This is a genomic window from Dietzia sp. B32 (assembly GCF_024732245.1).
In the GTDB taxonomy this organism is placed as follows: Bacteria; Actinomycetota; Actinomycetes; order Mycobacteriales; family Mycobacteriaceae; genus Dietzia.
Genome location: NZ_CP093845.1, coordinates 2,964,072 through 2,986,171, shown reverse-complemented (window position 1 = coordinate 2,986,171; position 22,100 = coordinate 2,964,072). Strand labels below are relative to the sequence as shown.

Annotated in this window: 18 protein-coding genes; 12 read left to right on the top strand and 6 right to left on the bottom strand. The window is 70.1% G+C overall.

All coding sequences use genetic code 11. The annotated features are described in order from the left end of the window. Window positions 1-72 precede the first annotated feature (72 nt). The gene (locus L8M95_RS14120) at window positions 73-1,179 is read right to left on the bottom strand and encodes a nitronate monooxygenase family protein (protein ID WP_260489267.1); all 1,107 of its coding nucleotides are present in this window, start codon (window positions 1,177-1,179) and stop codon (window positions 73-75) included. 2 nt (window positions 1,180-1,181) lie between these two features. Then, the gene (locus tag L8M95_RS14115) at window positions 1,182-2,819 is read right to left on the bottom strand and encodes an acyl-CoA synthetase (RefSeq protein WP_260486738.1); all 1,638 of its coding nucleotides are present in this window, start codon (window positions 2,817-2,819) and stop codon (window positions 1,182-1,184) included. Window positions 2,820-2,901: 82 nt separating this feature from the next. On the opposite strand from L8M95_RS14115, the gene L8M95_RS14110 reads away from it, so the two are divergent. From L8M95_RS14110 to L8M95_RS14090, 5 genes are all read left to right on the top strand, one after another. After that, window positions 2,902-3,708: a crotonase/enoyl-CoA hydratase family protein gene (locus L8M95_RS14110; protein ID WP_260486737.1), complete on the top strand. Its 807-nt coding sequence runs from the start codon at window positions 2,902-2,904 to the stop codon at window positions 3,706-3,708. Between the two features lie 68 nt (window positions 3,709-3,776). After that, window positions 3,777-4,154 (top strand): response regulator transcription factor, encoded by a 378-nt coding sequence (locus L8M95_RS14105; RefSeq protein ID WP_260486736.1) that lies wholly within the window; start codon window positions 3,777-3,779, stop codon window positions 4,152-4,154. Window positions 4,155-4,172: 18 nt separating this feature from the next. Continuing rightward, window positions 4,173-5,417 (top strand): HEAT repeat domain-containing protein, encoded by a 1,245-nt coding sequence (locus tag L8M95_RS14100; RefSeq protein ID WP_260486735.1) that lies wholly within the window; start codon window positions 4,173-4,175, stop codon window positions 5,415-5,417. After that, entirely contained in the window at window positions 5,414-6,856 is a 1,443-nt protein-coding gene (locus tag L8M95_RS14095; protein WP_260486734.1) for a glycosyltransferase family 2 protein, read from the top strand. Before L8M95_RS14100 ends, L8M95_RS14095 begins: the two co-directional genes overlap by 4 nt. Next, entirely contained in the window at window positions 6,853-8,442 is a 1,590-nt protein-coding gene (locus L8M95_RS14090; protein WP_260486733.1) for a cell wall metabolism sensor histidine kinase WalK, read from the top strand. The genes L8M95_RS14095 and L8M95_RS14090 overlap by 4 nt, the downstream gene beginning before the upstream one ends. On the opposite strand, the gene L8M95_RS14085 is transcribed toward L8M95_RS14090, so the two are convergent. Together L8M95_RS14085 and L8M95_RS14080 are read right to left on the bottom strand one after the other, a co-directional pair. Beyond that, window positions 8,432-9,892: an aldehyde dehydrogenase family protein gene (locus L8M95_RS14085; RefSeq protein WP_260486732.1), complete on the bottom strand. Its 1,461-nt coding sequence runs from the start codon at window positions 9,890-9,892 to the stop codon at window positions 8,432-8,434. The genes L8M95_RS14090 and L8M95_RS14085 overlap by 11 nt on opposite strands. A 108-nt stretch (window positions 9,893-10,000) precedes the next feature. Continuing rightward, on the bottom strand, window positions 10,001-13,219 hold the full coding sequence (locus L8M95_RS14080) for an Ig-like domain-containing protein (RefSeq protein ID WP_260486731.1): 3,219 nt from the start codon (window positions 13,217-13,219) through the stop codon (window positions 10,001-10,003). Between the two features lie 52 nt (window positions 13,220-13,271). On the opposite strand from L8M95_RS14080, the gene L8M95_RS14075 reads away from it, so the two are divergent. After that, window positions 13,272-13,454, top strand: coding sequence for a hypothetical protein (locus tag L8M95_RS14075; protein WP_260486730.1), 183 nt, complete (start codon window positions 13,272-13,274; stop codon window positions 13,452-13,454). Window positions 13,455-13,695: 241 nt separating this feature from the next. On the opposite strand, the gene L8M95_RS14070 is transcribed toward L8M95_RS14075, so the two are convergent. Further along, on the bottom strand, window positions 13,696-15,300 hold the full coding sequence (locus tag L8M95_RS14070; RefSeq protein ID WP_260486729.1) for an acyl-CoA synthetase: 1,605 nt from the start codon (window positions 15,298-15,300) through the stop codon (window positions 13,696-13,698). Between the two features lie 94 nt (window positions 15,301-15,394). Between L8M95_RS14070 and L8M95_RS14065 the strand changes: the two genes are divergently transcribed. Together L8M95_RS14065 and L8M95_RS14060 are read left to right on the top strand one after the other, a co-directional pair. Next, entirely contained in the window at window positions 15,395-16,198 is an 804-nt protein-coding gene (locus tag L8M95_RS14065) for a DUF1707 domain-containing protein (RefSeq protein ID WP_260486728.1), read from the top strand. Further along, the gene (locus tag L8M95_RS14060) at window positions 16,195-17,130 is read left to right on the top strand and encodes a DUF1707 domain-containing protein (RefSeq protein ID WP_260486727.1); all 936 of its coding nucleotides are present in this window, start codon (window positions 16,195-16,197) and stop codon (window positions 17,128-17,130) included. The genes L8M95_RS14065 and L8M95_RS14060 overlap by 4 nt, the downstream gene beginning before the upstream one ends. Window positions 17,131-17,149: 19 nt before the next feature. Here the strand turns inward: L8M95_RS14060 and L8M95_RS14055 are convergent, their stop codons facing one another. Then, window positions 17,150-18,184, bottom strand: coding sequence for an LLM class F420-dependent oxidoreductase (locus tag L8M95_RS14055; protein ID WP_260486726.1), 1,035 nt, complete (start codon window positions 18,182-18,184; stop codon window positions 17,150-17,152). A 105-nt stretch (window positions 18,185-18,289) separates the two neighbouring features. Between L8M95_RS14055 and L8M95_RS14050 the strand changes: the two genes are divergently transcribed. Genes L8M95_RS14050 through L8M95_RS14035 form a run of 4 tightly spaced genes read left to right on the top strand, consistent with a single transcriptional unit; the run spans window position 18,290 to window position 22,100 of the window. After that, window positions 18,290-19,306, top strand: a complete 1,017-nt coding sequence (locus tag L8M95_RS14050; protein ID WP_260486725.1) for a Zn-ribbon domain-containing OB-fold protein — start codon at window positions 18,290-18,292, stop codon at window positions 19,304-19,306. A 12-nt stretch (window positions 19,307-19,318) separates the two neighbouring features. Beyond that, window positions 19,319-20,380 (top strand): thiolase domain-containing protein, encoded by a 1,062-nt coding sequence (locus L8M95_RS14045; RefSeq protein WP_260486724.1) that lies wholly within the window; start codon window positions 19,319-19,321, stop codon window positions 20,378-20,380. After that, window positions 20,377-21,585 carry a thiolase domain-containing protein gene (locus tag L8M95_RS14040; protein WP_260486723.1) on the top strand — a complete coding sequence of 403 codons (1,209 nt, stop codon included), beginning with the start codon at window positions 20,377-20,379 and terminating at the stop codon, window positions 21,583-21,585. The genes L8M95_RS14045 and L8M95_RS14040 overlap by 4 nt, the downstream gene beginning before the upstream one ends. Next, entirely contained in the window at window positions 21,582-22,100 is a 519-nt protein-coding gene (locus tag L8M95_RS14035) for a nuclear transport factor 2 family protein (RefSeq protein ID WP_260486722.1), read from the top strand. The genes L8M95_RS14040 and L8M95_RS14035 overlap by 4 nt, the downstream gene beginning before the upstream one ends.

The following is a 22,100-nucleotide window of genomic DNA, read 5'->3' as shown; positions in this document are numbered from 1 at the left end:
GCGGATCCGGGATCGGAGTAGCGGATCTGGCCGGCGACGGTGAGACGGGCCCGGTGAGACAGGCCCGGCCGGTCAGGCCAGGGTCGCGCGCAGCCGCTCGACGGCCGCCTCGTACTCGGAGACGATCTGCGCCATCGTCTCGGCCACGGGCACCACGCCCTCGAGGGAGCCGATGATCTGGCCTGCGGGCATGGCCACGACCTCGGGGTCCTGCGCCTCGGAGATCCGCTGGTGGGCCTCCGCGACGAGGATGTTCTGCAGCGGCATGGGCAGCGGGTCCGGCGCGTCGGCGGCCGCCCACGCCTCCGTCCACTTGCTCTTGAGCAGCCGCGCGGGCTTGCCGGAGTAGATCCGGGTACGGACGGTGTCGCGGCTGGTGGCGGCGACGAGCGCCTTCTGCATGGCCTGCGAGCCGCCGTCCTCGGCGTACTCGGCGGCGGTGAGCCAGCGGGACCCCATCCAGGCGCCCTGCGCGCCCATCCCGATCACGGACGCGACCTGGGTGCCGTCGCCGATGCCACCCGCGGCCAGCACCGGGGCGCGACCGCCCAGGGCCTTGACGATCTCCGGCACCAGCACCATGGTGGCGACGTCGCCGGTGTGACCGCCGGCCTCGCCGCCCTGGGCGATCACGATGTCGACGCCGTTGTCCACGTGGGCCAGGGCGTGCTTGGTGGCGCCGGCGAGGGCGGCGACCTTCATCCCGTTCTCGTGGGCGAGGTCGATGATGTGCTTCGGCGGCGACCCCAGGGCGTTGGCGATGAGTACCGGCCGGTGCTTGAGCGACATCTCGACGTGCGACTGGGCGACCGAGTGGAGCCACCCGATCACGCCGGCGTTGTGCTCCGCGTCGTCCCCGAGCGGCGGCACCCCGAGATCATCGAGGACCCTGGAGACGAACGCCTTGTGCTCCTCCGGGATCATCGCGGCGATGTCGGCGGGACTGCCCTCGGTGGGCACCTTGTTGGGCATGACGATGTCCACACCGTAGGGCTTGCCATCGGTGTTCTCGTCCATCCAGGTGAGCACCTCGTCGAGCTCGGCGGCGTCGTTGTAGCGGACGCACCCGAGTACGCCCATGCCGCCGGCACGGGTCACCGCGGCCGCGACCGCCTTGGACGGGGTGAAGGCGAATACCGGGTACTCGATCCCGAATTCCTCCGCGAGGGAAGTGCGAATGCTCACTTGCTGATCTCCTGGCTGTCGTCTGCGGGGCGGGACGCGGCGATGTCCGCGGCCCACCGGTAGTCGGGCTTGCCCGCGGGATTGCGCTTGACCGAGGTCTCGACCCACAACGCGCGCGGGCACTTGTAGCGGGCGATCTCCTTGCGCGCGTGCTCGTTGATCTCCTCGATGGGCGGGCACTTGCCGTCACGGGTGTGCAGCACGGCCGCGACCTTGTGGCCCATCCGCTCGTCCGGCACCCCGATCACCAGGGCGTCGAACACGTCGGGATGGGTCTTGAGTGCCGCCTCGACCTCCTCCGGGTGCACCTTCTCGCCGCCGGTGTTGATGGACACCGATCCCCGGCCGAGCATCGTGACGGTGCCGTCGGACTCGACCCGGGCGTCGTCGCCGGGGATGGAGTAGCGCTTGCCGTTGTACGTCTTGAACGTCGCCGCGGTCTTGGCCTCGTCCTTGTAGTACCCCAGCGGGATGTGACCGGTGCGGGCCACCTTGCCGATGACATCCGATCCGGGTTGGATCTCGTTGCCGTCGTCGTCCAGGACGGTGGTCTCGCCGTCGATCTTCACGCGCGGACCGCCGGTGTGGGTCTTGCCCTTCTCCGCCAGGGCGATGCCCGAGAAGCCCGTCTCGGAGGACCCGATCGAGTCGGAGATCATCGCGTTGGGGAAGGCCTCGATGAACTGGTCCTTGACCGACGGCGAGAAGAGGGCGGCCGAGGACCCGATGTAGAAGAGCGACGAGGGGTCGTACTTCTCCGCGTCCCAGGCCTCGATCATCGGGCGCGCCATCGCGTCCCCGGTGATGAACAGCAGGTTGATCTTGCGGTCCGTGACCGTCTGCCAGACCGTCTCGGCGTCGAACTCCGGGATGAGCACGCTGGTGTGCCCGGCGAACAGGGCCATGAGGATCGCCCACTGGGCGCCGCCGTGGATGAGCGGGGGCAGTGCGGCCCGCACCAGCACGCCGCCCTCGACGGCCTTGTTCGCCAGCTCCCACTCGTCGGCGACCCGCTCCCCCGTGAGGAAGTCGATGCCCCCGCCGAGGACCATGAACACGTCCTCCTGACGCCACATGACCCCCTTCGGCGACCCCGTGGTGCCGCCGGTGTAGAGCATGTAGATGTCGTCGTTCGACCGCTCGCCGAAGTCCCGCTCGGGGGACTGTGCGGCCAGGGCGTCCTCGTAGTGCGCCACCGAGACGCTCTCGGGCACGACCGGGTCCGGCCCGTCGGTCCCGTCCTCGACCACGAGGCAATGCCGGACCCCCGGGGTCCTGGGCAGCGCCTCGGCCAGGGTCTCCGAGTAGCGGCGCTCGTGGATGACCGCGACGGCGTCGGAGTTGTCCAGCAGGTACTCGAGCTCGGCCGGCACGTAACGGAAGTTCACGTTGACCATGACCGCGCGAATCTTGAAGATCGCGACCATGGCCTCGACGGCCTCGATGGTGTTGCGGCTGTACACCGCGACCTTGTCGTCCGGTCCCACCCCCACCGACTGCAGGTGGTGGGCGAGCCGGTTGGCACGGTCCTCCAACTCCCGAAAGCTGAGCTCACGGTCACCCTGGACGAGCACGAGCCGGTCGGGGACGCGGTCCACGCTGTGTTCTACGAGATCTCCGATGGTGTACGCCATGACCCCAAACTAGAACGTGTTACCTTCCCGTGGTGTGGGTTACTTCGAACCCGGCATAAAGAAATCCTCCAGGAGGCCCCAGATGACCAGCGTCGACACCCCCGAGGACCAGCACCTGCTCACCGAGCGGCGGGGGCACGTCCTGATCGTCACCATGAATCGCCCCGAGGCCAGGAACGCCCTGTCCGGGCCGATGATGCGGGGCATGGAGGCCGCCTGGGACCTGGTGGACTCCGACCCCGACATCCGGGCGTGCATCCTCACCGGGGCGGGCGGGTTCTTCTGCGCGGGCGCCGACCTCAAGGCCATGAACAAGGACGCACCGGGGGACAAGTTCGCCGGCGGCGGCTGGGACCTGACCCGCCTGCCCGCCCTGCTCAAGGGGCGCCGCCTGAGCAAGCCGCTCATCGCCGCGGTCGAGGGGCCGGCCATCGCCGGCGGGACCGAGATCCTGCAGGGCACCGACATCCGCGTCGCCGGGCGATCGGCCAAGTTCGGCGTCTCGGAGGCGCGGTGGGGCCTGTACCCGCTCGGCGGCTCGGCGGTCCGGCTCGTGCGCCAGATCCCGTACACCGTCGCGATGGAGGTCCTCATGACGGGCCGCCACCTCACCGCGGAGGAGGCCGAACGGTTCGGACTCATCGGGCACGTGGTCGACGACGGGTCGGCCCTCGACAAGGCACTGGAGATCGCCGACCTCATCGCGGCGAACGGCCCCCTGGCCGTCCAGGGGATGATCGAGACCATCCGTCGCACCGAGGGGATGCACGAGGAGGAGGCGTTCACGGTCGACGCCGAGGTCGGTGGACGGGTCTTCGCGTCGGCTGACGCCAAGGAGGGGCCGCGGGCCTTCGCGGAGAAGCGCAGGCCCGAGTTCCGGGGAGAGTGACTGCGCGCGCGAGGATCTGCCGATAGAGTCGACGCGACAGACGTTGAGACGAAGGGTGGGGCGATCCAGTGACAGGTACCGGGCCGCGGGTCGTGATCGCCGACGACGACGACGACATCCGTGAGCTCGTCGCCTTCAAGCTCGAGAACGCCGGATACGAGATCCGCACGGCCCGGGACGGGGTGGAGGCGCTCGAGGCGATCACGAGCTTCACCCCGTCACTGGCAATCCTCGACATCATGATGCCGGGCCTGTCCGGACTCGATGTCCTCCGACGCCTCCGCGACGGGGAGGGGCCGGAGAGCTGCCGCGTCCTGTTGCTCACGGCCCGCGCGCGTGACGCCGAGGTCGACGCGGGGTTCGCTGCAGGAGCCGACGACTACGTGATCAAGCCCTTCAGCCCCCGGGAGCTGCTGCGCCGCGTCGACGCGTTGCTCGGCCGATAGAACCACAGGTCCCGGTCGGTGCTGCCCTCGTATGACGACCCGTCCCCCTCCCTGCTCGACGATGTCGCGCCGGAGGTGGCGTCCGGCGTCCTGACCACCTCGCTGTGGGTGCTCGTCGCCACCATCGGCATCCTGGTGGTGGTGATGTTCTGGGCCCACGCGGCCCGGGTCAGCCGCGGCCGTCGCGTCGAGCGGATCCTCCGCCCGATCCGGCCCCGGCTGCTCGCGCTCGCCGCGGACGAGGAGCCGGACGACGAGCCCCCCGGGAGGCTGGGCCGATACCGGGCGCGGGTGGTCGACCGCGCGGTACTCGACCTGCTCGGCAAGGTCCGTGGCGGTGCCGTCACCGCGCTGGTCGACATCCTCGACGGGCACGGCACCGTCGACGGTGCACTCCGTGGTGTTCGCTCGTTGTCGGCCACCACCAGGGCCCGCTCGGCACAGGTGCTCGGGGCGACGCGGCGGCCCGAGCACGCGGCCCCCCTGGCGGGGCTGCTCAGGGACCGCGACCGCGCCGTGCGTTCGACCGCCGTGCGCGCCCTCGGGGTGCTCGGTGACGCGACCTACGCCGACGCGGTGCTGCGCGCGGTGCGCGAGGACGGGGGCATCTCCGGGGTGCCCTCCTACGTCGCCGCGGACGCCCTGTTGGCCATGGGCGACGACGTCCGCGAGGCGGTGCGGCGCGGCCTCGACGACCCGGACCCCGGCGTGCGGTACGTCGCCGCCACCGTCGCGGCCCGCGGCGGAATGGCCTCCCTGCTGCCCCGCCTCCTGCACCTGTTCCGCACCGACCGGGACGAGCGGGTACGTGCGGCCGCCGCGCGCACGCTCGGGATGATCGGGGACGCCCGCGTCATCGACGACCTCGGGCGGGCCCTCGGGGCCCACGAGCCGGCGGCCGTGCGACTGGCCACCGCCACCGCCCTCGGTGAACTGGGCGCCCCGGCCGCGATCCCGCCCCTGCGGACCGTTCTGGCCGATCCCGACCGGAGACTGGCTGAGGTGGCCGCCGGCGCGCTCGCCTCCCTCGGCCGGAGGGGCGAGGCCGTCCTCGTCGACGCCCTGGAACGCGGCACCATCCCGCCGGAGATCTCCGTCCGGGACACCTCGATGGTGTCGGAGGACGACCTGGCCGCGCTCGCCTCGCTGGGGGCGGTGACCGCCATCGGCATCCGGGAGCGCAGGCCCGAACTGTACGACCTCGCCACGAGTACTCGGCGGGCCGGCGAACTCACCCGTCACGACGAGGAGCCCACCCCGTGATCGAGACACTCCGCGTGGCGATCGCGACGCTGCTGGATCTGATCGCCTGGCCCATCCTCTTCTACTTCCTGCTCATCAACTCCTCGTACCTGGTGCTCGTGATCGCCGCTGCCGTGGATTTCCGCAGCACGCGGCGTCGTCGTCGTCATTCCGGTCGTGTCGAACGTCTCGGCAGCCACACGGCGCCGGGGGTCTCCGTGGTCGTCCCCGCCTACAACGAAGAGGCCGGCGTCGTCGAGGCCACCCGGTCGCTCCTCGGGCTGCGCTACCACCGCCACGAGGTGATCGTCGTCAACGACGGGTCCTCCGACGGAACACTGCGCGCCCTCACGGAGGCGTTCGACCTGGTCCGCGCGGACCGAGAGGTACCCCACGACATACCGACCCGCCAGGTCCCGCGCGGTCTCTACGTCCCCCGCGACGGCTACACCCGCCTCACCGTCATCGACAAACCCAACTCGGGGCGCTCGGATTCCGTCAACGTCGGCATCAACACCGCCGTCGAGGACCTCATCATCTGTGTCGACGGCGATTCCCTGCTGGACCCCGATGCGCTGCTCATCGTCACCGAACCGTTCGCCGACGACCCGCTACGCACCGTTGCCACCGGTGGGGTCGTGCGCGTCGCCAACGGCTGCACCATCCGGTCCGGGCAGATCGTCGACGTCAGAATGCCCCGTAATCTCCTCGCCCAGATCCAGGCGCTGGAATACCTGCGGTCGTTCTTCCTCGGCCGCTCCGGGTGGTCCAAGCTGCGGGCCCTCATTCTCATCTCCGGCGCCTTCGGGTGCTTCCGTCGGGATCTGCTCGTCGAGGTCGGTGGACTCGACCCGGACTCCATCGGCGAGGACTTCGAACTGGTCATGCGTCTCCACCGCCTGCTCCGCGAGCGCGATCAGGACTACCAGGTGACATTCGTGCCCGAACCGGTGTGCTGGACCGAAGTCCCCGAGACGCTGGCGGTCCTCGGGAAGCAGCGCGCGCGCTGGCACCGCGGGCTCTGGGAGACGTTGGTCAAACACCGCGTGATGTTCGGCAATCCGCGATACGGACGGGCCGGCACGCTCGCCGTGCCCTACTACTGGGCCTTTGAACTGTTCGCGCCCCTCATCGAGGCGGTCGGCCTGGTGCTCATGGTCCTGGGGTTCGTCCTGGGCCTGGTCAATCCCACCACCTTCTGGTTGTTCCTCGCCGTGGCCTACGGGTATGCGATCGTCGTCGCGCTCACCGCCGCCGCGGTAGACGAGGTGTACTTCTCTCGTTACCACCGGTTCGGGAGCATGCTCTCCCTCATCGCCTCGTCGGTCCTGGAGAACATCGGCTACCGCCAACTCCACGTGATCTGGCGCCTTCGGGGCTGGTGGCAGGCACTGCGCGGGAGCGAACAGCAGTGGGGCGTCATGACGCGCCGCGGCTTCACCACGGAGGGGGCGTCGTGAGGGAGGACGGGATCCCCGCGGACTCCGGCCCGCCCGCCCAGAAGGTCTCCGAGGTCCTCCGCCGCAAGAGCCGCAGCATGCTGATCCTCGTGGTGGTGATCGCGCTGCTGGGGCCTGCGCTCCTCCTGGTCCAGTTCTACTTCTCCCAACGCACCAGCACGGTCTACACGCCGGCCGTCGACACCACCAGCCGGTTGGTCATCGCCATGCGCTGGGCCCAGTCGGATCTGCGGATGGACCGTGCGTACGGCCTCCCCGGCGCGGAGGACAGGTTGCGGGTGCGCGAGACGGACTCGCGGGAGGCCCTGGCCGAGCTGCAGCGTCTGGTCGGGGACGACGACGCCTTCTCCCCCGCCCTCGGCAAGCTCACCGCCGCGTCCGAATCGTGGTGGCGGTACGCGGACACCGTCGTCGGGACGACGCCCGAGCTCGCCGCCGGGGAGTCCCCCCTCAGCCAGCAGGAGAACATCGACGCCGTCATGGACTTCACGGCGATGGTCACCGCCGCCGACACGCTGCTCTCCGCCGCCAAGGACAAGCGGGCCGAGATGCGCGACTGGCGGACGGTGACGCTGTGGAGTGGGTCGGCACTGGCCTTCCTGATCATTTTCGCGGCCTCCGCCGCGATCATCCGCGACACCCGTCGGACCGCCCGGACGATCGTCGATCCCATCGAGGAGCTCGCCGAGGTGGCCCGGAACGACACCGAGGGGGGTCGCGGCACCCGGGCCCGGACCGACGAGGGCCCCGCGGAGGTCCGCGCTCTCGCCGCGGCCTTCAACGTGCTCCTGGACACGCGCGACGACTTCGAGGCGGGCCGGGAGGAACACGTCCGCCGACTCGAGGAACTGGACCGCCAGAAGGACGACTTCGTCTCCACCGTCAGCCACGAACTCCGCACGCCGCTGGCCTCGATCGTCGGCTACACCGAGATGCTCTGCGACGGGGACGGCGGCGACCTCACCCCCGCCCAACTCCGCCTGGTCTCCGTGGTGCAGCGCAACGCGGACCGGCTGAGGGGGCTCATCGAGGATCTGCTGACCCTCAGCCGGATCGAGGCGAGGGGTCTCGACATCGACCACGACCGGCTTCGTCTCGATTCCGTGGTGGACCACGTCCTCGAGTCACTCAGGCCCGTGGCCGACCGCGCCGGACTCGCCCTCGAGGAGCGGATCGACCCTGCCGAGGTCACCGGCGACGCTCTTCAACTCGAGCGGGCGGTGACCAACCTGGTGAGCAACGCGATCAAGTTCACCCCGGAGGGCGGGACGGTCACCGTGTCCCTCACCGCGGACGGCGGCACGGCGACCGTCACCGTGGCCGACACCGGCATCGGCATCCCCGTGGCCGAGCACGAACACCTGGGCACCCGCTTCTTCCGGTCGAGCACCGCCCAGCGCGGGTCGATCCCCGGCACCGGTCTGGGCCTGAGCATCGTCCAGGCGATCGCGGAAGGCCACGACGGCGACCTGGACTTCGACTCGGCGGAGGGTGAAGGCACCACCTTCCGGCTGACCGTGCCGCTGCACCACCCCGGCGGCACCGGGGACGCCGACCCCACGGCCGGCGGCCCCGCTACAGCTTGAGCCTCGTCCGTACCTGCATCGCCCCCAGGTAACCCGAGGCGATCCGCTTCTTGCCCTTGGTGAACGGCGGGACCATAAGCTCCGACGCGTTGAAGTCGAACGAGTGGTGCGCCACCGCCCGCTCGTGGGTGAACGTCCGGAACCCGTAGTGGCCGTGGTAGCCGCCCATCCCCGAGTTGCCGACGCCACCGAAGGGGATGGCCGACGAGGCCATGCCGATCCCGAAGTCGTTGCCGTAGATGTTGCCGGAGCGGGTGCGGTCGGCGACGGTCTCGAAGCGGTCGTTCCTGTCCCCGTACCAGTACAGGACCAGCGGGCTCGGCCGGTTGTTGACGTAGCGGATCGCCTCGTCGAGGCCGGAGTACCCGAAGACCGTCAGGACGGGGCCGAACACCTCGTCGGAGTCGATCTCCATGTCCGGGGTCACGCCGGTGAGCAGGGTGGGCGCGATCTTGCGGACGACCGGGTCGGGCAGGCGCTCCCCGGCCGGCGCGGCGTCCCGCTTGACGGCCCCCTTCGCCACGGCGTCGTCGATCAGCCCGACGATCCGCTCGTAGTTCGAGGTGTTGATGGTCGCCGTGTACTCGGGGTTGCCGACGATGGCCGGGAGGGTGGTCCGCCACTGGTCGAGCACGGTGTCGCAGAACGCGTCCAGGCGGTCCTCGGGGACGAAGACGTAGTCCGGGCACATGCACACCTGGCCACCGTTGACGAGGCGGGACGAGGCGATGCTGCGCGCCGCCCGGTCGATGTCGGCACTACTGTCGACGAAGACGGGGTTCTTGCCGCCCAGTTCCAGCGTGACGGGCGTGAGGTTCTCGGCCGCGTCCTTGGCCACGGACTTGCCGACCCCCGGCGATCCGGTGAAGAACAGGTGGTCGAACGGGAGCACGGAGAAGTCGGAGCCCCGGCCGTGCTCGGGACCCGCGATGGCCAGCTCGTCCACGGCGAAGTACTCGGGCGCCCGCCGGCACAGCACCTCGGTGGTGTTCGCGGTGACCGACGACGGCCGGATCATCACCCGGTTGCCGGCGCCGAGCGCGGATCCCGCCGGAACGATCGTCAGGTACAGGGGGAAGTTCCAGGGGCCGATGATGCCCACGACGCCCTTGGGGTCGTGGCGGACCTGCTGTGAGAACCCGACCGCGTCCAGGGCGCGGGAGATCCGCGTGGGCTTCATCCACTTCTTGATGTTGCCGCGCTGGTGGTCCAGATCCGGGATGGACGAGGCGATGTCGGTGATGGTGGAGAACGTCTCCGGTCGCGAGCCGTAGTCCTCGCGGATCGCTTCGGTCAGCTCGGCGGCGTTGTCGAGGACGAGCTGCTTGAGTCGCAGGATCCGGTCCCGGCGGATCTTCACGCCCGGCTGGGGCTCGGCGAGGAACGCCTGCTGCTGCCGCTCGAGAATCTGCGCGAGCGTGAGGTCGCGCGCGGTGGGGGTTCTGGTCATGTGTCCAGGGTAGAACGCGTTCTCGCCGCGCGTCGAGGATCCGACGACGACGAGGGTCCGCCTCCTCGAGTGTGGGAAGCGGGCCCTCGGGGTCGCGTAGGGGCGGATTCAGCCGCGGCCGTTGCCGACGAGCGGGCCCGGCGCCACCGGCACCTCGTCCCGGCCCGCCGGCACGCCCGCCCCCAGCAGCACGGCGAGCTCCCTGGGCAGCGGCGGCAGCATCACCGGGTCGAGCCGGATCGCGCCGGTGTTGACCCCGTGGAGCACGCCTCCCACGGCGAGCGCACCGACAGCCAGCGATCCCACGGCGAGGGAACCGAGCCCGCCTGTGGAGCCGAACGCACCTGTCGAGCCGGCCACATCCGACGACCCCAGCGGACCCAGCGATCCGAACGCGATCGCGCCGACCCCGCCGGATCCGGTGCCATCGGCACCACTGCCGCCGTCTCCCCCACCGCCCGAGATCGAACCGGACGCGCCGTCGAGTGAACCGAGTCCCTCCGCCGCGAGCGAGCCGCTCTCACCGGTGGACCCGCTCGCCACCGAACCAGCGGTGACACCGAGCGAACCGAAGGCCATCTCGAGGAGACCGCTGATCGCACCGGCCAACCCGATATCCGCGCTGCCCGGGTCGGCACCGCCCCCGTTCCCGGCGGATCCCGAGCCGATCGACCCGAACCACTCGGGCACCACGGTCGTGGTGGCCACCGACGTCGAGGTCACTGTGGACGTCGCCGTCTGGGTGGTGGTGGAGACCTCTGTGGTCACCTCGACCTGCGTGGCCGTGGAGGTGGTCGTCGACGTCGAGGTCTCGACCTCCGTGATCGTCACGGTCGGCGGGATGACGGTGGTCGGCACCAACTCAGTCGTGGACTGCACGATCGTCGTCGGGACGAGTTCGGTCACCGTCGGAGCCGTCTCAGTCACCGTGGAGGTTTCCACCGCGGTCGTCGTCTCGGTTTCGGTCTCGATCGCTGTCGTCGGCACCAGTTGCGTCGTCGTCTCCCGGACCGTCGTCGGGGGAAGCGTCTCCGTCACCGTCGGCGGAGTCTCCGTCACCGTGGACGTCTCAATTGCCGTCGTCGTCTCCGTCTCAGTCTCGAAGGCGGTCGTCGGGACCAGCTGAGTCGTCGTCTCGGTTTCGGTCTCGACCGCCGTGGTCGGAACCAACTGAGTGGTCGTCTCCCGGACCGTCGTCGGAGGAAGCGTCTCCGTCACCGTCGGCGGAGTCTCCGTCACCGTCGACGTCTCAACCGCCGTCGTCGTCTCCCGGACCGTCGTCGGGGGAAGCGTCTCCGTCTCCGTCACCGTCGGCGGAGTCTCCGTCACCGTCGACGTCTCAACCGCCGTCGTCGTCTCCGTCTCAGTCTCGAAGGCGGTCGTCGGGACCAGCTGAGTCGTCGTCTCGGTTTCGGTCTCGATCGCCGTAGTCGGAACCAACTGAGTGGTCGTCTCCCGCACCGTTGTCGGGGGAAGCGTCTCCGTCACCGTCGGCGGAGTCTCCGTCACCGTCGACGTCTCAACCGCCGTCGTCGTCTCCCGGACCGTCGTGGGCGGCAGCGTCTCCGTCTCGATCTCCGTCGTCGGCACCAACTCGGTGGTGGTCGCCACCACCGTCGTCGGCACCGTGGTCGGCACGACCTCGGTCGTCGTTTCCACCACCGTGGCAGTCGACGTCTGAGTAGTGGTTTCCACGGCAGTGGTCACCTCGATCGCGGTGGTCGTCGCGGTCACCGTCACAGGGGGCTGGGATGGCGCGACGCCGAGCGTCCCTGCGGGTGCCTCGTCCGAGACATTCCCGGCCGCGTCCGTCGCGGTCGCCGTCACTGGCAGCCCGTTCCACTCCTCTACCGCGGTGAAACTGCAGGCGAACTCCCCTGCCGCGTTGGCCGTCGCAAAACATGCCGGATCCTCAGCTGCGCCCACGTACACCCGGACCGTGGAGAAGGGCTCCGCCTTTCCCGAGACCGTCACCGCTCCGCCGTGATTGGCGGGGTTCGGCTGCACTCTCAGGTCGGTGGGCGGCAGCGGGGGCGTCACATCGTTCACGCCGATCGGGCCGACCGTGGCCGGCTCCGACGGGTTCCCCGCCGCGTCGGTGGCGATGACGGCGGCCATCTGGCCATCCATCTCCTCGGTCACGATGAACTCGCAGGAGAACTCGCCGGTGACGAGGTCAGCTGTTACAGAACACACCTGCTCACCGTCGACGACGACAGACACGGTCGACCCCGGCTCGGCCTCGCCGGTGACCGTGACGGTCTCGCCAGGGTCTGCCGCTGCGGGAAGCATCACGACTCCGGACGGTATCGCGGGCGGGGTCTTGTCGTTGACCGCCAGTGGTCCGGCGTCTCCCGGCTGGGACGAGTTCCCCGATGCATCGGTTGCGATCGCCGTGACGGGCAGGCCGTTCTCGGTCTCCAGTACCGCGAAGCTGCACGAGAAATCGCCCTCGGGGCCGGCGGTGGCAGAGCACCTGCTTTCGTCGCCGAGAAAGACGGTTACCGATGACCCTGGCTCGGCCTGGCCCGACACCGCGACGAGCTGTCCCGGATCGACAGGTTGCGGGGCGATTACCAGGTCAGAGGGCGGGGCGGGCGCGGTGGTGTCGCCGGCGACAGTTCCGGTGGCCGGAGCTGATTCGGACGGCGCGTGGTCGGCGGAGCCGAGATATTTCGCGGCGATGGCGAACGGCTGGCCAGCGGTCCCTGCGCCGGGCCGCCACGGGAGGGTCGAGACGCCGCCTGTGACGGTTCCGACGCCCAGCCGGACCTCGCCGTCGAAGAACTCGACGACATCGCCGTTCCGGCCGTTAGCCACTGTCGCGGTGAGAACGGACTCGCTGCTCTCCTCGGGGCCGGGGTCAACCGCGAGCGTAGTGCTGGTGGTGGTCAGCGCAGGCCGCACCGTGATCGACGGGCCCGCTGTCGTCCACGGAATGTTCCGAGCCCTCGAGTCGTCCCACGTGAACCCGCCGGAGCTCAGTGCCCCGGGTGCACACGTGACCTTGTACGTCTCGGTCCACGTGGTGGTCAGGCCGTCTCCGTTGCCGCCATTGATCCTCAGCCTCGGTAGGACGTCTGCCAATTCGACCCTGGTAGTGGCCTGACCGCCCTCGGTACCAAACGTGAAGTCGAGTTCGCTGGCCCGGCTGGTCGGCGAGTAGGTCCGCGGGCTCGTTGAACTCACTTCACCGGGCGACCCGATCCGATGTCCCGAGATCGTCCACCCGCCGCTCTGACGCTCAAAACAACTGGGATGAAATTCCTTCATCCACTCCAGGTTCGTGTAGGCGATGACCTTCACACCCTGGATCACGTTGGTCACCGTGATGACATCTCCCTGACGAGGAGACCCTTCGCTCACCGTCCTTGTCCAGGTGGCGTACATCGGGAGCCCGGGAGACGGAATCGGCACGTTCAGAGGCCCCACCGACACCGGACCGATACCCGTCGTCGGCTGGGCCGACGCCACGGGCGCCTGGCCCACCACGAGTGTCGTCGTGGCCAAGACCACCGAGCTGACCAACGCGGCTATCCGCCGTCGAATCGGCGCCATCTGAACTCCCCCGAGGATGGGTGCACGTGGCCCCTCGAGACCACTGGACGCCTACAACATTAGCGAGCACTTATCTTTACTGGTAATCCTTCCCACTCTCGCGCGGACACCTTCTGTCGCGCACGATAGTTGAACCCGATACGGCTGCCACCTGTCGAGACAGGGGCACAGACGAGACGTGGCCGGACCATCTGGATGGTCCGGCCACGCCGTCGCTCAGCCCCGACTCGGGGATAGTGACCCGATTACTGGGCGTCCGCCCAGTAGGGCTCCTTGAGGGTGCGCTTCATGAGCTTGCCGTTGGCCTGGCGGGGCAGCTCGTCCACCACGTCGATCGACCGCGGCATCTTGAACTTGGCCAGCCGTCCCGACAGGTCGTCGAGGATCTGCGCCTTGAGGTCGTCGGATTCGGTGAATCCCTCGGCGAGCTCGATGACGGCCTTGACCTCCTCACCCCAGTCCTTGTGCGGGATACCGAACACGGCGGCGTCGCGGACCGCCTCGTGGCGGGTCATCTCGGACTCGATCTCCGCCGGGTAGATGTTCACGCCACCGGAGATGATCATGTCGTTCTTGCGATCACACAGGAACAGGTAACCGTCGGAATCGACGTACCCGATGTCGCCCATCGTGAACAGCTCGCCCACGTAGGTCTTCGCGGTCTTCTCCTTGTCCTGGTGGTACTCGAACTTCGACCCGTGCATCTGCAGGTACACGTTGCCGATCTCGCCGGTGGGCAGCTCACCCCCGTCGTCGTCGAGGATCTTCAGGGTGGTGGTCTTCCACGGCCGGCCCACGCTGCCGGGCTTGCGCAGCCATTCCTCGCCGGTGATGGTGCAGCCGCCACCCTCGGTGCCGGCGTAGTACTCGGTGAGTACGGGGCCCCACCAGTCGAGCATGGCCTGCTTGACGTGCTTGGGGCACGGCGCTGCACCGTGGACGATCGTGCGCAGGCTCGACACTTCGTACTTCGCGCGCACGTCCTCCGGCAGCTCCAGCAGACGCGAGAACTGGGTCGGCACCATGTGCGACTGGGTGACGCCGTGGGCGTCGATGAGGCGCAGCATCTCCTCGGGCGTCCACTTGTCCATGAGCACCACCGCCTGGCCCAGATTGAGCGAGATGGTGACGAAGTTGAGCACGGCCGTGTGGTAGAGCGGCGAACCGCAGATGTGCACGTTGTCCGGCGCCTGGATGTTGAAGCCGGCGAAAAAGTAGTAATTGGGGACCGTCACCTGATCCGGCGAGCCGCCGGTGAGGGGGCGCCGCACGCCCTTGGGGCGGCCGGTGGTGCCGGAGGTGTACAGCATGGGGCCGCCGAGGGTCCGCGACGACGGCAAGGGGTCCTCCCCCGCAGCCGGGGCCCTGAGCTCGGACAGCGGACGGAATCCGGGGACCTCACCGACGGCGTAGCAGCGGGCGGGGTCGAGCCCGGCCTCCTCGGCGGCGGCGCTCGCGACGTCGGCGAACCGCGTGTCCGCGATGAACACCGTCGATCCCGAGTTCTCGAGGATGTACGCCACCTCGGGGCCGGTCAGGTGCCAGTTCGCCGGGGCCACGTAGAGCCCGATCTCCATGGCCGCGTAGTAGACCTCGAGGAACTCGATGCTGTTGGGGGCGAGCAGGACGATGCAGTCGCCGGTCTCCAGCCCGAGTGCCTGCAAGCCCCGCGCGTACCCGTGGGCGGCGTCGGCGAGCTGGCCGAAGGTGACCTGACGACCGGCAGCCTCGATCACCGCGACACGGTCCGGGTCGGCCTCGGCGATCCGGTAGACACTGGTCACGTGCTCGCCGGTCCGCGGATCCAGGATTCCGGCGTCGGCGGGGACGGAAGGCGTGGGTGCACTCATGACCCCATAGTAGAACGTGTTCTATCGCGATGGCGGGCTTTCCCGGCGACCGTGACCGGACCACTGCGAGCCGCCGGTGGTTACCCTGCTGCCCATGGCGCAGCATCGCATCCGCGCGAGCGACCCCCAGCGCGTCGAGGCGTGGGAGCAGCTCGACGCCGCCGCCGCAGATGGGCGCCTCGACCCCGTGGATCACCTCCACCTCGGGTGGCAGGTGCGGTCGAGCGGATATGTCGACGAACTCCGGGCGATCCTCGCGGACCTGCCCGCCCCGGCCCGGTCGCCTTCGGAGGTGGCGGGCGACCACCCCACTCCGGTCGTCCGGTCCCGCCGCGCGTCACGCGACCCGCTCGACACCGCCAAGCTGGTCGGCGTCTCGACCCTGGCGGGGCTCACCCTTGTCGCCGGCGGGGTCCTCGCGCTGCGAGACGGTGCGTTCGCCAGCCTCCTTAGCGGCACCGAGGACACGATCACCTCGAGCAGCGTCGGTGAGGTCCTCTCCTCTGCGCGCGCGAGGTTCGGTGACGCTCGTGTGGTCTCGTTCGACATCAGGGGCGACCACGCCCTCCTCCTCATCGAGGATCCGGCGGACCCCGGGGCGGTCGACTCGTGGCGACGCGACAACCTGGGCGAGTGGGCCGCCGAAGGGGAGGCTTTCCGCCCGGTTGACGACCTCTCGGTCGGAATGGAGTCCATCGATGTGACGGCCGCCCTGGAGGCGGCTCGAGCCTCCGCGGCGGAAAACGGGCTCTCGGACGCAGATCTCGTGGGGATCGACGTGGGCCCGGACGCGCTCGCCCAGCCCACCTATGAGATCACCGTGACTCGTGAGGGTGACCGCGGGCACATAGTGGTGGGACACGACAGGAACGTGAGAGAAGTCGGCGTCCCCCGATGAGCGCACCACCCCCGCACCCCGGTGGGCCCGCCCCGGAGCCGGCCACCGAGGGCCGCAGGCGAGCCGTGTGGCAGATCCTCGACAATGCCTACACGGACGGCCGGATCGGCCCCCTCGAACACGGCGAGCGCAGCCGCGAGGCCGCCGTGTCCACCACCCGCGACGAACTCGACTCTCTGGTGGCCGACCTCAACAGACGCTTGTTCGAACTGGAGGTACGCAGCCGGGGCCTGTCAGCCGACACCCCGCTCTCGGTACGGCGGACCAACGCGCGCGAGCGGATCGTCGCGAAGCGACCGCCCGGGCCTTCGACGCGGGGGCCGGCGGGGCGCAGGCGCCTGGCGAGCGGACTGCTGCGCGCGGTCCTGGCCAGCGCATTGGCCGTCGGCCTCATCGCCGGCCTGGACCACCTCGCCGGGAACACACCCTCCCCGGCCGGCGACACGGTGGACCGCCCGGCCTCCGTCGAGGTGATCCGCACGGCACCGGGACCACTGCTCACCGCCGAAGGGATGACCCGCGTCATCGATGCCGCACGCGACCAGCTCGACGACCCCACCGTGGAGCGGCTCGTCATCGAAGGCGACACCGCGCACCTGAGCCGCCCCGATCCGGACGACGCGGAGGCGACGCTGCACCACACCTTCCACGGTCGATGGCGGGACGGGATCACCAGCCGGCTGCCCGCGTCGCCCGGTTTCCCTGTAGCCGCGGTGGACGCGGAGACCGTGATGTTCGCGATCGAGGCGACGCCCGCCCTGTTGGGAGCGCCCGGGGCAGTTCCGGACAGCGTGGTGATCTCCCCTGGTTCACCCCCTTCCGACTCCGGGCCCCCGCCCGTCTACGCGGTCAGGGTCTCACTCACGGACCGACCCGGCTGGGTCACGGTCGGCGCCGGTCGCGAGATCCTGGAGGTCGGCGACGGCGGTTGACCCCCGGGCCCGGCCCACGTCAGTCGATGAACTGCGCGAGCGTCTCGATCTCCTCGACCGACCGGGCGGTCACCACGAGCATGGTGATGCCCGCGGCCTCCCACTCGGCGATCTGCGACCGCACCGAGTCGGCATCCCCGATGATCGCGGTGGCCTCGACCATCTCGTCCGGCACCGCGGCGGCGGCCTCGTCCTTGCGGCCGGACCGGAACAGTTCGGTGATGCGGTCCACGTCGTCGCCGAAGCCCATGCGACGGAACGCCTCGGCATGGAAGTTCTTCTCCTCGGCGCCCATGCCGCCCGCGTACAGGGCGGTGAACGGCTTGTACGCGTCGAGGACGCCGCGGCGGTCGTCCGTCACGTGGAGCTGGCACAGGAAAGCCACCTCGAAGTCCTCGCGGGTGCGGCGCGCCCCGGGTCGGGCGAACCCCTCGTCGAGCCACGCGTTGAACTCGTGGGCGGTGCGCGGCGAGGCCAGGAAGCCCAGCCAGCCGTCGGCGATCTCTGCGGCCAGGGCCACGTTCTTGGGCCCCTCGGCGCCCAGCCAGATCGGCACGTCCTCGCGTAGTGGATGCAGGATCGGCTTGAGCGGCTTGCCGAATCCGGAGGCGTCGTCGCCCTGATAGGGCAGGGCGTACGCGGGGCCGTCTGAGGTGACGGGCGCCTCGCGGCGCAGGACCTGGCGGATGATGTCGATGTACTCGCGGGTCCGCGCCAGCGGCTTGACGAACGGCTGGCCGTACCACCCCTCCACCACCTGCGGCCCGGACACACCCAGCCCCAGAGCGAAGCGTCCGCCCGACAGGTGATCGAGGGTCATGGTGCTCATGGCGGTGGCCGTGGGCGTCCGCGCGGAGAGCTGCACGACGGCCGTCGACAGCCGGATGCGCTCGGTGAGCGAGCCGTACCAGGCCAGCGGCGTGAAGGCGTCCGAACCCCAGGCCTCGGCGGTGAAGACGGTGTCGAAGCCCGCCCTGTCCGCCGCCACCACGAGGTCGGCATGGTTGGTGGGCGGCTGGGCGCCCCAGTATCCGAGCTGCAACGCGAATTTCATGGACACCAGTGTGACCCACACCTCTCCGCGGCGGGGGCGGCGACCCGGATCAGCGTGTCGGGGAAACCCACACACCGGCCGGTGGAACGTGTTCTACTTGTGCGCGTGACATCCAGAGAGATCGTTGTCGATATCACCCCACCGGACGAGCCCGTGCTCTCGGCGTCCCTGGCACCGTCGTTCGACTACACACGGTCGACCGGCCCCGTGCTGGGAGCGTTCTTCACCGGCCTACGCGAGCGACGCCTGGTCGGTAACCGCGATTCCCGCGGCACCGTGCACCTGCCGCCGGTCGAGTTCGACCCCCACACGCGCCGGGCCCTCACGGAATCCGTGGAAGTGGGATCCGGTTCCGCGATCGAGGGCCTCGTCGTCGCATGGACCTGGGTTCCCGCCCCCACCGAGGTCAACCCGCTCGACACCCCGTTCGCGTGGGCGCTCGTGCGGTTCGACGGTGCGGACACCGCCATGCTCCTGCCCCTGGCCGCCGACGGCCCCGAGGCGGTGAGCACAGGCATGCGCGTGCGCCTGCGGTGGGCCGCCGAGCGCACCGGGACCATCCACGACATCGCGTGCGTGGTCCCCGCCGATGCCCCGGGCGAGTCCGGTGGCGACGACGAGGCCCTGCAGACCTCCGACGACCCGGTCACCATCGTGGTGACGCCGATCGGGCTGGCGGTCACCCACACGGCCGGACCCGCCGAGAGCGAGTTCCTCCGGGCGATCGTGCAGGGCCGGATGCTCGGGCGGCGCCGCTCCAACGGCCCCGAGGTCTACGTGCCCCCGCGCGACTACTGCCCGTCCGACGGCGTGGCCATGGGCGAGTACGTGGAGGTCGCCGACGTGGGCACCGTGACCACGTTCGGCATCGTCAACGTCCCGTTCGCCGGTCAGCAGATCAAGCCGCCGTACGTCACCGCCTACATCCTGCTCGACGGCTCCGACGTGCCCATCCAGCACCTGGTGCTGGGCTGCGAGGCGTCCGAGGTGCGGATGGGGATGCGCGTGCGCGCCGTGTGGACGCCCGAGTCCGAACGGCCCGCCTCGATGAAGGCCATCGCCCACTTCGAGCCCACCGGCGATCCCGACGCCGACCCCGACACCTACGCCGATCACCTGTAGAGGACACCACACGTGACCCCCAACGCACCCCGGGACGTGGCCGTCGTCGGATTCGCCCACGCCCGCCACACCGAGTCCACCTTCGGCACCACCAACGGTGTCGAGATGCTGGCCCCCGTCTTCGCCGAGTGCTACCGGCAGACCGGTCTGGAGCGCACCGACATCGAGTTCTGGTGCTCCGGCTCCTCCGACTACCTCGCCGGCCGCGCCTTCTCGTTCATCTCCGCGGTCGACTCGATCGGCGCGGTCCCGCCGATCTCCGAGTCGCACGTCGAGATGGACGCCGCCTGGGCGTTCTTCGAGGCCTATCTCAAGATCGCCTCCGGACAGGCCGACACCGCCCTGGTCTACGGGTTCGGCAAGGCCTCCGCCAGCACCGACCTCGACTCCGCCCTGGCGCTGCAGCTCGACCCGTACACGGTCGCCCCGCTGTGGCCCGGCCGGCACCACGTCGCCGCCCTGCAGGCCCGCGCCGGCATCGACGCCGGCCGCTGGTCCGAGGCGGAGATGGCCGCGGTCGCCGCCCGCGCGACCGGCCACGACGAGAAGGACCTGCTCGCCGAGCCGTACGTGGCCGACCCGCTGCGTCGGCACGACTGCCCGCCCGTCACCGACGGCGCCGGCGCGATCATCCTCGCCTCCGCCGATCGCGCCCGCGAGCTGGTCGACACCCCGGCGTACATCACCGGGATGGAGCACATCGCCGACTCCGCCGAGTTCGGCGCGCGCGACCTCACCGACTCCCCGTCCGCCCGCGCCGCCGCCGTCCGCGCGACCGGCTCGTCCGGGGACCGCCCCGACCTCGGCGGTGTCTCGGTGGCCGAGCTCCACACCCAGTACACCCACCAGGAGCTCCTCCTGCGCGGCGCGCTGGGCATCTCCGACGACGTCGCCGTCACCCCGTCCGGCGGCTCGCTGCTCGCCGACCCGCTGTTCTCCGCGGGCCTCGAGCGCATCGGCTACGCCGCCCACAGCATCTGGGAGGGCCGCTCCGAGCGCGCCCTCGCCCACGCCACCAGCGGCCACCTGCTGCAGCAGAACCTCATCTGCCTCCTGGAAGGACGCACCGCATGAGCGCCCCCGCATCCGGAACCCACAGCTCCGGTCTGCCCGCCGCCGTCCTCGGGACCGGCCAGACCCACCACGTCTCCCGACGCACCGACGTCTCCATGGCCGGCCTCTGCCGCGAGGCCATCGACGCCGCCATGACCGACGCCGGGGTCGGCTGGGACGACATCGACGCCGTGATCGTGGGCAAGGCCCCGGATCTGTTCGAGGGCGTCATGATGCCCGAGCTGATGATGGCCGACGCGCTCGGCGCGGTCGGCAAGCCTCTGCTGCGTGTCCACACCGCCGGTTCCGTCGGCGGTTCCACCGCTGTCGTCGCCGCGTCGCACGTCCAGTCCGGCCGCTACCACCGCGTCCTGGCCGTGGCGTGGGAGAAGCAGTCCGAGTCCAACGCCATGTGGGCGCTCAGCCTGCCGGTGCCGTTCACCGCACCCGTCGGGGCCGGCGCGGGCGGTTACTTCGCTCCGCACGTGCGCTCCTACATCCGCACCACCGGGGCGCCCGAGCACGTGGGCGCGATGGTCGCGGTCAAGGACCGCCTCAACGGTTCGGTCAACCCGCACGCCCACCTCAAGCAGCCCGACATCACCGTCGACAAGGTGCTTCAGGGGCAGATGCTGTGGGACCCCATCCGGTTCGACGAGACCTGCCCCTCCTCCGACGGCGCGTGCGCGATCGTCATCGGCGACGCCGAGGCGGCCGAGGCGGTGGAGTCCGCCGGCCGACAGGTCGCGTGGGTCCACGCCACCTCGCTGCGGACCGAACCCGGCACCTACGCCTTCCGCAACTACCGCAATCCGCAGGCCGGCCGCGACGCCGCCGCCGCCCTGTGGGCCGAGGCCGGGATCACCAACCCGGCCGAGGAGATCGACGCGGCCGAGATCTACGTGCCGTTCTCCTGGTTCGAGCCCATGTGGCTGGAGAACCTCGGATTCTGCGCGGAGGGCGAGGGGTGGCGCATGACCGAGTCCGGCGCCACCGCGCGCGACGGCTCCCTGCCGGTCAACCCGTCCGGCGGCGTGCTGTGCTCGAACCCCATCGGCGCGTCCGGCATGCTCCGCTTCGCCGAGGCCGCCCGTCAGGTGATGAACCGCGCCGACGAACACCAGATCCCCGGCGCGCGCAAGGCCCTCGGACACGCCTACGGCGGCGGGTCCCAGTACTTCTCCATGTGGGTCGTGGGGACCGACCGTCCGGAGCGTCACTCATGAGCAACCCCTATCTGGACGCCAGCGGGCAGTACCGACCACTGGAGATGAGTGACGCGGCCCTGGCCAGTCCCGCCTACGCCGCCGCACGCCGCTCGTGGGCTGCCACCAACGCCGGCGACCGCGATGCCTGGATCGCCGGCTGGAATCCCGAGGGCACTATCGAGGATCCCGTGGGTCCGTCGATGTTCGATGCCGAGGGCATCGGCCACACCGGCACGGAGAGGCTCCTGGAGTTCTGGGAGAAGGCCGTGGCCACCCCGGATCACATCGAGTTCCGCTTCGACCGCGGGATCGCCGTGGGCGACGAACTGCTCTGCATCGGCACCATGCGCACCCATATGGGCTCCAGCATCATGGAGATCGACATCGCCGTGGACTACCGTGTCGACGCCGACGGTCGCCTGATCAACCTCCGCGCCTTCTGGGAGCAGGACGTGGCCATGGCCTCGGGCCTGCGTGCACTCACGGACGACGACAAGGCCGCCATCGCCGGCGCCGCAGGAAAGAGCGAGTGA

What these genes read in the sequence shown, in the direction of transcription:
- L8M95_RS14035 (WP_260486722.1), top strand. Translation starts at nt 21,582, where the DNA reads ATGAGCAACCCCTATCTGGACGCCAGCGGGCAGTACCGACCACTGGAG.
- L8M95_RS14040 (WP_260486723.1), top strand. Translation starts at nt 20,377, where the DNA reads ATGAGCGCCCCCGCATCCGGAACCCACAGCTCCGGTCTGCCCGCCGCC.
- L8M95_RS14115 (WP_260486738.1), bottom strand. Translation starts at nt 2,819, where the DNA reads ATGGCGTACACCATCGGAGATCTCGTAGAACACAGCGTGGACCGCGTC.
- L8M95_RS14055 (WP_260486726.1), bottom strand. Translation starts at nt 18,184, where the DNA reads ATGAAATTCGCGTTGCAGCTCGGATACTGGGGCGCCCAGCCGCCCACC.
- L8M95_RS14070 (WP_260486729.1), bottom strand. Translation starts at nt 15,300, where the DNA reads ATGAGTGCACCCACGCCTTCCGTCCCCGCCGACGCCGGAATCCTGGAT.
- L8M95_RS14060 (WP_260486727.1), top strand. Translation starts at nt 16,195, where the DNA reads ATGAGCGCACCACCCCCGCACCCCGGTGGGCCCGCCCCGGAGCCGGCC.
- L8M95_RS14065 (WP_260486728.1), top strand. Translation starts at nt 15,395, where the DNA reads ATGGCGCAGCATCGCATCCGCGCGAGCGACCCCCAGCGCGTCGAGGCG.
- L8M95_RS14110 (WP_260486737.1), top strand. Translation starts at nt 2,902, where the DNA reads ATGACCAGCGTCGACACCCCCGAGGACCAGCACCTGCTCACCGAGCGG.
- L8M95_RS14085 (WP_260486732.1), bottom strand. Translation starts at nt 9,892, where the DNA reads ATGACCAGAACCCCCACCGCGCGCGACCTCACGCTCGCGCAGATTCTC.